Consider the following 12,314-nt stretch of genomic DNA (forward strand, 5'->3'; position numbering starts at 1 on the left):
CCCGGGCGATGACCTCAGGCGACACGGCAGCGGACACCTACGTCCTGGGGACCGAACCGGAGGAGCAGGAGCGGCTGCGGCTGCAGCATGAGCTCTGGCGACCGGCCGCCATCGCGGCCTGGGAGCGGGCTGGCCTGGGGCCGGGCCAGCGGGTGCTCGATCTCGGGGCGGGGCCAGGCTTCTGCGCCCGCGATCTGGCCCGCCTCGTCGGCCCCGGCGGCCGGGTGCTGGCCCTTGAGCGCAGTGGGGCCTATGTCGCGGCGGCCCGGGCGGCAGCGGCGCGCGAGGGATGGGGCCAGCTGGAGGTGCTGGCGGTGGACCTCGGGGATCCTGCGGCCGCAGCCTCGCCGGGCCTGGACGCTTCCGGTCTCGGCACCGGCGGCTTCGATCTGGCCTGGTGCCGCTGGCTGGCCATGTTCCTGCCCCGGCTCGACCCGCTGCTGGATCTGGTGAGCACCAGCCTGCGGCCCGGCGGTGTCCTGGTGGCCCACGAATACGTCCACTGGAACACCTTCGGTCTCCATCCCGACGGCACCGCCATCACCCGCTTCCGCGACGCCGCCATCGCCAGCTTCCGCGACGCCGGCGGCGATCCGGACGTCAACCGGCGCCTGCCCGGGCTGCTGGCGGCGCGGGGCTTCGGGATCGAGGAACTGGTGCCTCTGCCGGTGCTGGGGCGGGGCAGTGACCCCTGGGCCCGCTGGCTGGAGCACTTCGTGACCCTCTACGGGCGGGAGCTGATCCGCCAGGGTCGCTGGACGGAGGAGGACGCCACCGCCGCCGCCGACGCCATGGCCAGGGCGCGCCGGGATCCGGGGGCCTACTGGGTGGGCCCCACCGTCCTGTCCCTGCGGGCCCGCCGCGGCGAAGGCCCCTAACCTCCCCATGTGATTCCCCTCCGCCGTCCTTCCCCCATCCCGCCCGGCCAGGGCCGGCGGCGGGCCGCCATCGGGATGATCGCCGCGGGCCTGGCCCTCCCGCTGATGGCCGCCATGGGGGGCTGTCAGGGCCGGCGCCTGCAGCCGATGCTGCGCCCCCTCGAGGGCACCCTGTACATCGCGGTGGGGGTCAGCCAGGAGGCCTTGGACACCGAGCTGCAGAAGGAGATCCGGATGCGCACCACCCTGCTCCAGACGACCTTCCGCACCCTCCAGCCCAGGGTGAGGCTGCAGGTGGAGGTCTTTCCCGAGGAGAACCTGCGCAACGAACTCCTCGTCCGCAACCGCACCGGCCTGAGTCCCGATCTGCTGCTGGTGAACGAATCCACGGCCCAGGAGCTGGCCCGGGAGCGGCTCATCAACACCGTCCCCTTCCCGAACACGGTGCTGGACCAGCTCGATGTGGGTTCGGTGGTGCGGGTGCGGCGCTCGGACGGCACCCTGACCGGCCTGCCGATGGAGCTCCAGCCCCAGGTGGCCTGCTTCGATCGGCGCCACGTCCAGCGCAGCCCCGACAGCCTCGATGAGCTGCTGGCCTTCAGCGCCAAGGGGATGGAGGTGGGGCTGTCCCTGGATGCGATCAACCTCGCCTGGACCCTGGGCCCCCTCGGGGCGATCGATGCCGTCAGTGACCTGCTCGCCGGGAAGCCGGCGACCCCGGTGACCCGTCAGGGCCTGCAGGGCTGGCTGGAGTGGCTGCGCATGGCCGACCAGCAGCAGCACGTCACCGTGTACCCCACCGAGACGGAACTGCTCAAGGGGCTGATGGCCGGGGTCCTCGACTGGATTCCCTGCCGCAGCATCAACATCACCCGGCTGCGCTCACGACTGGGCAGGAACCTGGGCGTCGCCCCCCTGCCGTCGGGGCCGTTCGGTGAAGCCAGCCCGATCACGCGGGAACGGGTGATCGCCTTCGGCGTCAACTCCAGTCCTGGCCAGCGCCAGCTGGCGCTGGCCCTGGCCCGGTTCGCCATCAGCCCCCTGCACCAGCGGGACATGATCCAGCGCAACCAGTACGTGCTGCCGGTGAACCGGGAGGTGGCGCCGCCGGTGCGCAGTTCGTCGGTGGTGGCGGCCATGGTGGAGGGGCGGCAGCAGTCGCTGCATCGGGCGACGATCCGCCTGATCGAGGCCAGCACAAGGAACCAGCGGGAGGGGTGGCAGGCCCTGCTCACCCGCTACCTGTTCGATGACCTGAGCCAGCCGGCAGCCCTCGAGGGCTTGGTGCAGCTCCTGAGTGGCGGGAGGGCACGATGAATCTGCTGCTGATGGAGATCGCCGGCTGGTTCGGCTACCTGCAGCGCCTGGAGGTGCGGGTGCAGGTGATCCTGCTGCTGCTGGTGTTCTTCGGCCACGGCGTGCTGTCGCGGCGGCTGGGCGCCCGCCTTCCCCTGGCCGGCCGGCGCTCGCTGGTGATCTCCGGCCTGCTGGGCCTGCTGTCCCTGGCCCTGGCCCTGGCCGGCCAGCCCTTCGGCCTGCTGCTGCTGGGCCTGCTCCTCTACCTGGGCTGGCTGGGTCTGGGGGGGGTGCGTCTGCTGCTGGGCCGTTTCATCCAGCCCCAGCAGATGCAGGTGCTGGAGACCCGCCTGATCCGCCCGGCCTACCTCCTGGTGGCCGTGCTTCTGGTGATCCGGGTGTTCGACAACCCCCAGGATCTGGCCCTCATCCCCATCGGTGAATGGTTCGGTTCCGAGGTCACCCTGGGCAGCTTTCTGCTGGCGGTGCTGATCGTCTACGTGCTGGCCATGGGCACCGGGCCGCCGGCCCAGGGTGTGGCCTGGCTGGTGCAGCGCAGCGTGGGGATCAGCAACGGCAGCCGCCGGGCCCTGGCGTTGATGATCCGCTATGCCGCGGTGGCCGTGGGGATCGTCTGGGCCCTCGATCACGTGGGCTTCAACCGCACCGCGATCCTGGCGGTGGCCGGCGGCCTTTCGGTGGGCCTGGGTTTCGGCATCAAGGAAGTCTTCTCCAACTTCGTCAGCGGTCTGTGGCTGCTGTTCGAGGGATCGGTGCGGCCGGGCGAGGTGCTGTTCATCGATGGCGATCCCTGCGAAGTGCGCAGCCTCGGCCTGCGGGCAGCGGTGCTCTGGCGCGACCGGGACAACGCCGAACTGGTGATCCCGAACCAGACCTTCTTCACCAACACCACCGTGACCTACACGGGCACCGACACCCTGCGGCGCAGCCAGGTGCTGGTGAGCGCGGCGTACCACCATGATCCCGATGACGTGATCGCCCTGCTGGAGGCCACGGCCCGCGGCCAGAACCGCATTCTGGCCACCCCGGCGCCGAAGGGCCTGCTGCTCCGTTACGGCGATTCCTCCATCGACTATGCCCTGCGTTTCTGGATCGCCAACCCGATGGATAACGTCTCCATCTGCAGCGAAGTGCAGGCCGCGATCTGGCGGGCCTTCCGGGACCGGCAGATCGAGATCCCCTTTCCCCAGCAGGTGCAGTATCAGGTGGAGGGTCCACCGAAAAGCTGAACCTGGTCCGACTGGCGATCGCAGGCCCGAGTTGTACAATTTCGATCAATACCAACCGCCATTGCATCATGCTCAAAGGTGCTGATCTGCTCGCCAAGGTGAAAGAGCTGGGTGATGCTTCGAAGTCCGATCTGGTGCGCAGCTGCGGCTACGTGAGCACCAAGAAGGACGGCAACGAGCGGCTGAACTTCACGGCCTTCTACGAAGCCCTTCTCGATGCCAAGGGGATCAACCTCGGCGACGGCGTCGGCAAGGCTGCCACCAAGGCCGGTCGCAAGCTTGGCTATACCGCCAAGGTCCAGTTCAATGGCAACCTGCTGGTGGGCAAGGCCTACACCGCGATGCTGGGCCTCGAGCCGGGCGATGAATTCGAAATCAAGCTCGGTCGCAAGGCGATCCGGCTCGTGCCGGTGGGCGGCTCCGACGACGACGAGTGACACCATCGCGCCTGAGCCGCTCCCGGTTTCAGCCGCTCCCCAGCACTTCCGTGAAGCTATGTACGGCTCCCCGCCGGTGCCGTCCCTCCCGATCTAGATCAAAGGTGCGGGGCCGGGGAGATTGATCAACTCCCATGGCTTCGGCAAAGTAGCCCCCCTCGGGTCATGCTCGAGGGGGGCTACGCGTTTCCGGGCACAACCCCTGTGCTTTGGAATGCACACGACGGGCCGAATCGTCAACCAATCCGCAACCTTCTGTTACGTTGAAGGCTGCTGCGTGGTTCGAACCATGCCTCACCCCCCATCCCACCCGGCAGCGGCCCTGCACCCCGGCAGCTTCGTGGCGCTGAGCAGCCGCCAGGGCGGCACCTACCAGGTGATCAGCATCGACGAGGAGACCGACAGCTGCTGGGTGCGGCGCTGGCCCCTCACCCGCCACGGCTCCCCCGCCTTCTCCGTCGCCCTGCCGGATCTGCGTCCCCTGCACCGCCCCAGCCACTGAGACCGTTCCCTTTGCCCTGCACCGGAGCTCACCCATGATTCCGATGGGTTTCGTCATCACCTCACGGCTGTTCTGCCGCGCCGGCCGCCTGGCCCTGCTGGCGGCCTCCCTGGCCCTGGTCGTCGAGGCCCTGGAGCTGGCCCTGGCCCACCCGCTCTCCTGAGGCCCGGCCCGCCGCCCTGGGTACCCTGGGCCGATGGCTGGGACTTCGACCCTGGCGGAGCTGCTGCAGCTCCCCTTCATGCAGCGGGCCCTCCTGGGGGGCCTGCTCAGCGGCGCCCTCGGCGGCGTGCTGGGCAGCTTCGCCGTGCTGCGCCAGCTCTCCTTCTTCAGCGACGCCCTCGGCCATTCCGCCCTGCTCGGCATCACCCTGGGCCTGCTGCTGGGCATCGATCCCACCCTGGTGCTGATCCCCTTCGCGGTGCTGTTCGCCCTGATGACGAACCAGCTGGTGCAGCGCAGCAAGCTGCCGGCCGATGCCCTGCTGAACATCGTCTATTCCTCGTCGCTCGCCATGGCCGTGGTGGCCCTGAGCCTGCTGCGGGTCTACAAGGGCGGCATCCAGCAGCTCCTGTTCGGCGACATCCTGGGGGTCACCTGGCTCGACCTGGCCCTGATCGGGGTCCTGCTCGTCGTCACCGCCGGCTACCTCACCCTCACCCGGCGCGACCAGGTGCTGCTGACCCTCGATGAACCGCTCGCCCGCTCCCGGGGCATCGCCGTCTCCCTGCACCGGCTGCTGTTCCTGGTCCTGCTGGCGGTGGTGGTGGCCATCTCCGTCAAGGCGGTGGGGGTGCTGCTGATCAGCGCCTTCGTGGTCATCCCCGCCTGTGCCTCGCGGCTGGTGAGCCGGCGCTTCGGCACCTACGTGGTCCTCTCCGCCGGACTGGGGGCCAGCGGGGCCGTGCTCGGCCTGCTGGTGTCGGCCGCCTTCGCGCTGCCCTCCGGTCCCTGCGTCGTGATCGCCCAGCTGCTGGCCTTCCTGGTCGCCCTGGCGGTGGCCCCGCTGCGGGGCCGGGCGGCGACCCCCTGAACGGCGATCAGCCCTGCGGCGCGGCCAGACCCTGGTCGAGGTGGCCGGTCTTGACCCAGATCAGGCAACCGCCGCCGCTGAAGGGCACATGGCGACTGCCGGGCGGGTTGCGCAGCCAGGTGCCGGCCGGGTAGGCCCCCTGCTCGTCCTCGAACACCCCCTCGAGCACGAAGATCTCCTCGCCCGCCGGGTGGGCGTGGAGGGGGAAGCGGGTACCGGGCTCCCAGCGCACCAGGGCCACGTGTTCGAGGCCGAAGGCGTGCAGGGGCAGCACGGTCAGGCCGGGCACCAGGCCGGGCACGAAGGTGGAGGAGCCGGTGTCGATCACGACCCGCGTCTGGTCGGCCGGGTCCATCTGGCGCAGCTTCACCAGGATCGTGCAGCCGCCCTCGCTGAAGGGGGCATGGGCGGAGCCGACCGGGTTGCGGACGTAGGTGCCGGCGCCGTAGTCGCCGTACTCATCAGAGAACACGCCTTCGAGCACGAGGAACTCCTCGCCGCCGCCGTGCCCATGGGGGGAGAAGCGGCTGCCGGGGGCGTAGCGGACGATCGACGTGGCCCGGGCGACCTCGCCGCCGTCGCGCTCCAGCAGGCGCCGCTCCACCCCCGCCAGGGGGGAGGGATGCCAGGGCAGGGCACCGCTGTCGACGACCGCCCTGCGGTCCCGATCGGCATGGAGCTGGGTGGGGAAGGGGGCGGGGGCCATCGTTCAGAGGGAGCTGGTGAGCAGCATCGGGCCCCTGGGCTCCTGGCCGTTGGGGTCGCCTTCGATGCTGACGCTGACCGCGCTGGCCTGGCTGGTGGGGGAGAGGGGGATGGGCATGGCCACCTGGCCGCGGGCATCGGGCACGAAGTGGACGCAACCGACGGTCTTGCCGGCCACCGTGGCCCAGAGGCGGTAGGTGCGCTGCGGCGGCAGGGGGGGCAGGTGGCTGAGGGTCAGCAGGTTGTGGGTGCGGTTGCCGGTGACCAGCACCTCACCGACCGCCTTCTGGCCGGGCTGGACGGCCTGCAGTGGCATCAGGCGGGGATCGGCCAGGGGTGCCGGGGCCAGCTGGCGCTGCAGACCCGCCAGCTGCTGGCGGGTCTGGTGCAGCTCACCGGCGAGCACCAGCAGGCCGGCCGCCAGCAGGGAGGGCACCAGCCAGAGGCGCCAGGGCCTCGGCTGGGGCCGGGGCTCCAGCAGGCGCCGGCGCAGGGCGGGAGGCGGCACCGCGGTGGCCGGCAGGGCCAGGGGCAGCAGCTCCAGGGTGGTGCTGAACTCCTCCAGCCGGCGGCGCAGCTCGGGGCGCTGCCGCAGCAGGGTCGCCAGCTGCTCCCGCTCGGCTGGCTCCAGATCCCCGAGGGCATGGCCGGCGAGCAGGGCGTCGATGCCGGCGGCATCGGGGGTGGGGATGGCGTCGGGTGTCATGGCTGGGCGGGCGAGTCGTGGAGGAGGGCGCGCAGGCGGATCAGGCCCTGGCGGGCGCGGGTCTTGACGGTGCCGAGGGGCAGCTCCAGCAGCGCCCCGATCGCCGACTGGCTCAGCCCTTCGTAGTAGGCCATCTCCAGCACCTGGCGCTGGTTGGCGGGGATCGCCGCCAGGGCACCCCGGACCTTCTCGGCCAGATCCTCGGACTCGGCACGGTCGTGGGGCGTGGGCACGGCCGCTGGAAACAGGTGCTCCGACCAGCGTTGCACCAGCTGCCAGCGGTTGGCGCGCTGGTTGAGGCGGTTGATGGCCATCGAGCGCGTCAACAGCAGCAGGTAGGCCAGCACCGGCCCCCGGGAGGGGTCGTAGCGCCCCTGCTGCCAGTAGCGCAGGAAGACGTCATGGGTGAGGTCCTCGGCCTCCTGGCTGGAGCGGCACAGCCGCAGGGCCAGGCGGTACACCGGACCGCTGCAGCTGTCGTAGAGGGCGGCCAGGTCGGCGCCCTCGCCGGGAGACGCCGCGAGGGCGCCCCGCAGCGGTGGACGGCGGGGTGGAGCTTCGGCGTCGGAGGGGTTCACGACCGGGGAGGGGCTCGGCGGGGGTGCCGTGCTTCGGATACCGGCGAGAGCCGCGATCGGATGGGGCCCGGCCGGCGGCTGACGAACACCCCGCCCAGCACCAGGGCCGCACCGGCCAGCACCGGCACGCCCAGCGGTTCCCCCAGCAGCAGGGCGGCGCTCAGAACCGCCACCACCAGGGCCAGGGAGCTCCAGAGGGAGACGACGGCCACGCTGCAGCGGCGGTAGGCCTGGCGCAGGGCCAGCTCCCGGCCCAGGGAGAGGGTGACGGCATAGACGCCGATCACCCCCACCACCCACCAGAGCCGCAGCAGCAGGAAATGCTGCGGCCCGAACAGCACCAGGGCGATGGCGCCGAAGACCAGGGCGCTCAGCAGGGTGGGCACCCCCACACCCACGGCCGCCGGCCAGCGGCGGGCGGCGATGGCGCGGCCGCTGACGGCCGAGCCGGCGAAGGCCAGCACCCCCACCAGGGCCCAGACGATGCCGGTGAGGTCGTCCATCCGGCCGCCGCCCATGGCCATGGCCGCCTGGGGCAGCACCAGGCCGGCGCCGATCAGCCCCAGGCTGAGCCGGAAGCCGGCGGGGAGGGCTTCCCCGAGCAGCCAGCGCGCCAGCAGGGCGGAGACGGGCAGCACCAGGGCGAACAGGAGCGTCTGGCTGATCACCGACAGGGACTCCAGGGCGAGGTAGTAGGCCACCGGCCCGAGGAACAGGCCCAGGCCCCCATGCAGGGCCAGCAGGCGCCGATCGGCCGGCCCCAGCTGCGCCAGGTCGTTGGCCAGGGTGCGCCGTCCGGGAATCAGGGCCGCCAGCCCCACCGTCAGCTGGGCCAGGAAGAAGACGTTGCAGAAGCTGATCGGGTTCTCACCCTGCACCGGATGGGCCATCCCGAGGTCCTGCAGCCCCTTGAGCACGGTGGCATCCAGGCCCCGCAGCAGCACGTAGAGCAGCAGCGGCAGCAGGCCCGGGATCGGCCGCGGTCGCCCGTCCGATGGATCTGGGAGCCTCATCGGCTCAGGATGGCTCCCTCCAGGCCACCAGGGAACAGCCGGAGGGCGGCCCTGGAGCACTGGGCCGGGGCCCCTACTGTTCCTGCATCGGGCTCCGGGTCCTCGTGCGCCTCTCCACCGTCCTCCACCAGCTGTCGCTGCCGGCACGCCGCACCCTCGATCACCAGCGCAGCCCCTGGACCAGCCTCTGGCGCCAGCCGGTGTCGATGGCGATGCGGATGCCCTGGCCGGTGTTCTTCCTGGCGATGACGCTCATCTACCTGGCGGAGGTGCTGATCTTCGCCCTGGCGTTCCAGCTGGACGCCGGCCATGTGGAGGCCGACGGGGCGATGGGACTGCCCGCCAGCGGCATCTTCGCCCTGCAGAACCTGTTCAGCGCCAGCTTCCAGTCCGCCAGGGTCGACTCGCCCTTCACCCTGGGCCTGGCGGCGGCCCAGCGGATCGTCGGAATCCTGACCACCGCCATGGTCACGGGTCTGTTCTTCCTGCGGTTCACCCAGGTGGATTCCCCGTTGCGGTTCAGCCGCCAGCTGTGCCTGAGCTCCTGGCCCGGTGGTCACCTCAGCTGCCGCTTCGTCACCGCCGACCCCAGCTACTGGCTGAAGGTGTCGTACACGATGGCCCTGTTCGTGGATGAGGAAATCGAGCCGGGGCTGTGGCAGCGCCGTGTGCACCCGCTGCCCCTGCTGAACCCCTCCACGCCCCAGCTGCACGTGACGGCGGTGCTGACCCACCCGCTGACACCGGAGAGTCCCCTGGTCCAGCTGGGTCTCGACGCCATCGCCAGGGGCAGCGGTGCCCTGATGGTGCTGGTGGAGGGTTCCGACGAAGTGACGGGCTCCTCGCTGCTCCAGGTCCATCACTACCGCATCGAGGACATTCTCCAGGGCCGTGCCTTCGCCGATCTGGTGTCCACCGACAGCCGGGGGCGTCGCCTCGTGGCGCTCGAAGCCCTCGACCGCACCGTGCCGATCACCTGAGCGGGAACCGGATCCAATCCGGACGGGCCACCCGCGGGTATCTGCTGGTGAGTGCGGGTTCTGGCGTCGCAACGCCCGGCCTGTCCCTCGCCCCTCACACCGCATTCCCCATGACCCGCTCCCCCCGCACCGTCCTCAGCGGCGCCCTCACCCTGGTGGCGGCGGCGGCCTTCTCCGGCACCGTCCTCCCCGCCCGCAGCCTCGGCCTCCCCCGGGCCGAGCCCATCACCCCCGCCCTGGGTGCGGTGGCCCAGGCCATGGCGAAGGCCACCGGCAGCTTCCGCAAGGCGGAGGCCCCCGTCAGCGGTGGCTTCACGATCAGCCAGCAGGGCGGCAAGACGGTGCTCACCCTCAGCGGCGACTTCAAGACCAACGACATGGCCCCCGATCTCTGGGTGGCCTTCAGCCCCTCCGCCACGCCCCTGGCGATGAGCAAGGCCCCCGGCTTCCCCCTCAAGCCCGGCACCTACACCCTGCTCTCGAAGCTGAAATCCAGCCAGGGGGGCCAGAGCTACGTGATCCCCGCCTCGATCGACCTCAAGGCCCAGAAATCGGTGCTGATCTGGTGCCAGAAGTTCAACGCCACGATGGCCTGGGCGCCCCTCAAGCCCTGAGCGCCGCAACACCGAGCATCGCCGGGCCCCTCACAACCCGGCGAACCACTCGTAGCCCCTGTCCTCCCAGGTGCCGCGGCGGTCGCCGAGGGTCGTCATCAGCTCGAGGCCGGTGACCCACTTGCTCTGCTTGTAGCCGAGCTTGATGGGGCTCGCCAGCCGCACGGGGGCGCCGTTGGCCACGGGCAGCGGCGCCCCGTTCATGTGGGTGGCGAGCAGGGTCTGGGGGTGCAGGGCGGAGGCCAGATCCCAGGTCCCGAAGTACTGGTCGGCGGAACGGATCGCCAGATAGGCCCCCAGGGGCGAGGGGCCGGCCAGGGCCAGCACGTCGGCCAGGCGCGGGCCCGACCAGGCGACGATCGCCGCCCAGCCCTCGACGCAGACGTGGCGGATGACGCACTCCCGCTGGGGCAGGGCGGCGAGGGCGGCCAGATCGAGGCGCAACGGGCGGCGCACCGCCCCGTTGACGACGAGCCGGTAGCTCTCGGGCGGGAGGTTGGGCGTGCCGTTGAAGCTGTTGACCAGCAGGGCGGCCGGCTCCACCTGGCTGCGCCGGAACTCGGGCACCGGCCCCTTCCCCTGCAGCAGGGCCTCGATCCGTTCGTTCAGCGGCTGGGTGGCCTCCCCCACCGCTCCGCTCCAGCGGTTGAGGCCGCAGCCGCCGAGCAGCAGGGAGGAGCCGCCGGAGAGGAGCAGGCCGAGGGCGCGGCGACGGCCGGGGAGATCGGTGGGATCGGCCATCGCGGGGATGCCTGGGTCCGCGCCCCGCATCAGAGCACCATGCGGCGCAGCAGCCGCAGGCCGCCCACCCGCCAGGAGAGCCCGATGTGGGCCACCAGCAGCAGGGCGATGGCGGGGATGGTGGCCAGGTGGCAGACCCGCAGCGCCTGCCAGCTGGAGAGGCCGGCCGGTTCGGCGACGGCGAACAGCGACACCAGCCACCACAGCTGGGCCGGCTTGTACATGGCCAGCCCCGTGAGCAGGCTGAAGGCCAGCACGACCAGCATCAGGGTGTAGGTGATGCGGTGGCTGGCCAGGCGGCGCCTGGGGGGACTGGCGCTGCGGCGCAGGGTGCCCAGATCGCCGCCGTCGGCCAGGCGCCGGTGGCGCCGGTGCAGCAGCAGGCCGATCCAGAGCCCCAGGTTTGCGGCGTACAGCCCCATGGCGCCGAAGTGCCAGTCACGGCCGCCGGCCAGCCAGCCGCCGAGGGTGAGCCACGGGGGCACGGTCGCCCCCGCCCGGCCGCCGAAGACCGGATTGGCGTTGTAGATCTCCAGGCCGCTGGCGGCCATCAGCAGCAGCACCAGCAGGTTGAAACCGTGGAAGGCCCGGGTCCACAGGGGGTGGGGGCCCATGGCCTCAGACGGTGTGGAGCTGGTCGAGCTGCTGCTGCAGGCGCTGCTTCATGCGCGTCTGAACGAGGTGGCAGAGCTCCTCCACCAGTTCGGCGTCGGCCCGGTAGATGAGGCGGACCCCCTCACGCTCGCAGCTCACCAGGCCGGCCCGCAGCAACTGGGAGAGCTGGCGGCTGATGTGGGACTGGCTGAAGCCGGTGGCCTCGATCAGGGAGGCGACATCACAGGGACCCTGGCGCAGATGGCAGAGGAGCTGGAGCCGGGCGGGCTCGCTCAGCAGCCGGAAGAACTGGCTGAACTCCTCCAGCAGTTCCGGACTGGGCATCGATCCGGGGCCGACAACCCCCATGACTGCTCACTATGGCGCTAGAGACATTATGCAGCGCCGTTCCCGTCAATGGGGCGCAGAGGGCAGCAGCTTTTCACTCTTTTGCCGTTGTATGCGTGTATAGTCATAATTAGCCGACCATCCCGCCTCGATGTCCGCCGTTCCCGCATCGCCACGCCAAGCCGCTCGGGCCCGGCAGGGGGGACGGCCTTGAGCGCGACCCTCCTGCTGCTGATGGCCGGCGGGGGTGCCCTGATCGGTTTCCTGCTGGCGGTGCTCGGCGCCGGCGGCTCGATCCTGCTGCTGCCCCTGCTGATCAGCGGCGCCGGGCTGCCCACCCGTGAGGCAGTGCCCCTGTCGCTCCTGGCCGTCACCCTGCTGGCGGTGGCCAACGCCGGCCCCTACCTGCGGCGGCGCCAGGTGGCGCCCCGGCCTGCCCTGATCCTGGGGGTGCCGGCCCTGGCCGGCAGCTGGATCGGCGGCTCCCTCGTCAAGCAGGGGCTGGTCCCGGAGCCGGTGCAGCTGGCCGTGTTCGCCGCCGCCGCCCTGGTGGCCGCCTGGCTGCTGTCTCGCCGGCGGCCCGGCGCGGGGGGCGGCAGACCGGCCGGCGCATCCCGTCGGCCCGGGGGGGGCCTGGCC

16 protein-coding genes are annotated in these 12,314 nt (G+C 71.3%); 9 read left to right on the forward strand and 7 right to left on the reverse strand.

All coding sequences use genetic code 11. The features are described 5' to 3' along the window. Positions 1-8 precede the first annotated feature (8 nt). From KBY81_RS09635 to KBY81_RS09660, 6 genes are all read left to right on the forward strand, one after another. Positions 9-878, forward strand: coding sequence for a methyltransferase domain-containing protein (locus KBY81_RS09635; protein ID WP_254976370.1), 870 nt, complete (start codon positions 9-11; stop codon positions 876-878). Positions 879-887: 9 nt separating this feature from the next. Continuing rightward, positions 888-2,195 carry an extracellular solute-binding protein gene (locus KBY81_RS09640; RefSeq protein WP_254976371.1) on the forward strand — a complete coding sequence of 436 codons (1,308 nt, stop codon included), beginning with the start codon at positions 888-890 and terminating at the stop codon, positions 2,193-2,195. After that, positions 2,192-3,424, forward strand: a complete 1,233-nt coding sequence (locus KBY81_RS09645; protein ID WP_254976372.1) for a mechanosensitive ion channel family protein — start codon at positions 2,192-2,194, stop codon at positions 3,422-3,424. The genes KBY81_RS09640 and KBY81_RS09645 overlap by 4 nt, the downstream gene beginning before the upstream one ends. A gap of 68 nt (positions 3,425-3,492) precedes the next feature. After that, positions 3,493-3,861 (forward strand): AbrB family transcriptional regulator, encoded by a 369-nt coding sequence (locus tag KBY81_RS09650; RefSeq protein WP_015110192.1) that lies wholly within the window; start codon positions 3,493-3,495, stop codon positions 3,859-3,861. Between the two features lie 289 nt (positions 3,862-4,150). Further along, complete coding sequence (locus KBY81_RS09655; protein ID WP_106219513.1) at positions 4,151-4,363, forward strand: hypothetical protein; 213 nt, start codon at positions 4,151-4,153, stop codon at positions 4,361-4,363. A gap of 196 nt (positions 4,364-4,559) precedes the next feature. After that, positions 4,560-5,396, forward strand: coding sequence for a metal ABC transporter permease (locus KBY81_RS09660; RefSeq protein WP_106219514.1), 837 nt, complete (start codon positions 4,560-4,562; stop codon positions 5,394-5,396). 7 nt (positions 5,397-5,403) lie between these two features. Here KBY81_RS09660 and KBY81_RS09665 read toward each other — a convergent pair whose 3' ends face one another. The 4 genes from KBY81_RS09665 to KBY81_RS09680 are packed head-to-tail and all read right to left on the reverse strand — an operon-like array spanning position 5,404 to position 8,398. Next, positions 5,404-6,102: a cupin domain-containing protein gene (locus KBY81_RS09665; RefSeq protein ID WP_254976373.1), complete on the reverse strand. Its 699-nt coding sequence runs from the start codon at positions 6,100-6,102 to the stop codon at positions 5,404-5,406. 3 nt (positions 6,103-6,105) lie between these two features. Further along, a complete protein-coding gene (locus KBY81_RS09670) occupies positions 6,106-6,807 on the reverse strand; it encodes an anti-sigma factor domain-containing protein (protein WP_254976374.1) in 702 nt (233 codons plus the stop codon). Next, positions 6,804-7,385, reverse strand: coding sequence for a sigma-70 family RNA polymerase sigma factor (locus tag KBY81_RS09675; RefSeq protein ID WP_106219517.1), 582 nt, complete (start codon positions 7,383-7,385; stop codon positions 6,804-6,806). Before KBY81_RS09675 ends, KBY81_RS09670 begins: the two co-directional genes overlap by 4 nt. Further along, the gene (locus KBY81_RS09680) at positions 7,382-8,398 is read right to left on the reverse strand and encodes a DMT family transporter (RefSeq protein WP_254976375.1); all 1,017 of its coding nucleotides are present in this window, start codon (positions 8,396-8,398) and stop codon (positions 7,382-7,384) included. The genes KBY81_RS09675 and KBY81_RS09680 overlap by 4 nt, the downstream gene beginning before the upstream one ends. Before the next feature lie 104 nt (positions 8,399-8,502). Here KBY81_RS09680 and KBY81_RS16630 point away from each other — a divergent pair, with 104 nt between their 5' ends. Both KBY81_RS16630 and KBY81_RS09690 read left to right on the forward strand, forming a co-directional pair. Further along, positions 8,503-9,378: a hypothetical protein gene (locus tag KBY81_RS16630; RefSeq protein WP_254976376.1), complete on the forward strand. Its 876-nt coding sequence runs from the start codon at positions 8,503-8,505 to the stop codon at positions 9,376-9,378. A 110-nt stretch (positions 9,379-9,488) separates the two neighbouring features. Further along, complete coding sequence (locus tag KBY81_RS09690; protein ID WP_106219520.1) at positions 9,489-9,992, forward strand: DM13 domain-containing protein; 504 nt, start codon at positions 9,489-9,491, stop codon at positions 9,990-9,992. Between the two features lie 30 nt (positions 9,993-10,022). On the opposite strand, the gene KBY81_RS09695 is transcribed toward KBY81_RS09690, so the two are convergent. The 3 genes from KBY81_RS09695 to KBY81_RS09705 are packed head-to-tail and all read right to left on the reverse strand — an operon-like array spanning position 10,023 to position 11,672. Continuing rightward, positions 10,023-10,733, reverse strand: coding sequence for a molybdopterin-dependent oxidoreductase (locus KBY81_RS09695; protein WP_254972149.1), 711 nt, complete (start codon positions 10,731-10,733; stop codon positions 10,023-10,025). 29 nt (positions 10,734-10,762) lie between these two features. After that, positions 10,763-11,347 (reverse strand): cytochrome b/b6 domain-containing protein, encoded by a 585-nt coding sequence (locus KBY81_RS09700; protein ID WP_254976377.1) that lies wholly within the window; start codon positions 11,345-11,347, stop codon positions 10,763-10,765. A gap of 4 nt (positions 11,348-11,351) precedes the next feature. Beyond that, positions 11,352-11,672, reverse strand: a complete 321-nt coding sequence (locus KBY81_RS09705; RefSeq protein WP_181279956.1) for a helix-turn-helix transcriptional regulator — start codon at positions 11,670-11,672, stop codon at positions 11,352-11,354. Between the two features lie 237 nt (positions 11,673-11,909). Between KBY81_RS09705 and KBY81_RS09710 the strand changes: the two genes are divergently transcribed. Beyond that, the coding region (locus tag KBY81_RS09710) for a TSUP family transporter (protein ID WP_254976378.1) at positions 11,910-12,314 on the forward strand (405 nt) is incomplete at its 3' end.

It is taken from the genome of Cyanobium sp. Lug-B, assembly GCF_024345635.1.
Lineage (GTDB): Bacteria > Cyanobacteriota > Cyanobacteriia > PCC-6307 > Cyanobiaceae > Cyanobium > Cyanobium minutissimum.

Bases quoted from the DNA above. Each gene is read 5' to 3' on its own strand.
- KBY81_RS09700 (WP_254976377.1), bottom strand. From the start codon at position 11,347: ATGGGCCCCCACCCCCTGTGGACCCGGGCCTTCCACGGTTTCAACCTG.
- KBY81_RS09655 (WP_106219513.1), top strand. From the start codon at position 4,151: ATGCCTCACCCCCCATCCCACCCGGCAGCGGCCCTGCACCCCGGCAGC.
- KBY81_RS09690 (WP_106219520.1), top strand. From the start codon at position 9,489: ATGACCCGCTCCCCCCGCACCGTCCTCAGCGGCGCCCTCACCCTGGTG.
- KBY81_RS09665 (WP_254976373.1), bottom strand. From the start codon at position 6,102: ATGGCCCCCGCCCCCTTCCCCACCCAGCTCCATGCCGATCGGGACCGC.
- KBY81_RS09660 (WP_106219514.1), top strand. From the start codon at position 4,560: ATGGCTGGGACTTCGACCCTGGCGGAGCTGCTGCAGCTCCCCTTCATG.
- KBY81_RS09635 (WP_254976370.1), top strand. From the start codon at position 9: ATGACCTCAGGCGACACGGCAGCGGACACCTACGTCCTGGGGACCGAA.
- KBY81_RS09695 (WP_254972149.1), bottom strand. From the start codon at position 10,733: ATGGCCGATCCCACCGATCTCCCCGGCCGTCGCCGCGCCCTCGGCCTG.
- KBY81_RS09705 (WP_181279956.1), bottom strand. From the start codon at position 11,672: ATGCCCAGTCCGGAACTGCTGGAGGAGTTCAGCCAGTTCTTCCGGCTG.
- KBY81_RS09670 (WP_254976374.1), bottom strand. From the start codon at position 6,807: ATGACACCCGACGCCATCCCCACCCCCGATGCCGCCGGCATCGACGCC.
- KBY81_RS09650 (WP_015110192.1), top strand. From the start codon at position 3,493: ATGCTCAAAGGTGCTGATCTGCTCGCCAAGGTGAAAGAGCTGGGTGAT.
- KBY81_RS09645 (WP_254976372.1), top strand. From the start codon at position 2,192: ATGAATCTGCTGCTGATGGAGATCGCCGGCTGGTTCGGCTACCTGCAG.
- KBY81_RS09680 (WP_254976375.1), bottom strand. From the start codon at position 8,398: ATGAGGCTCCCAGATCCATCGGACGGGCGACCGCGGCCGATCCCGGGC.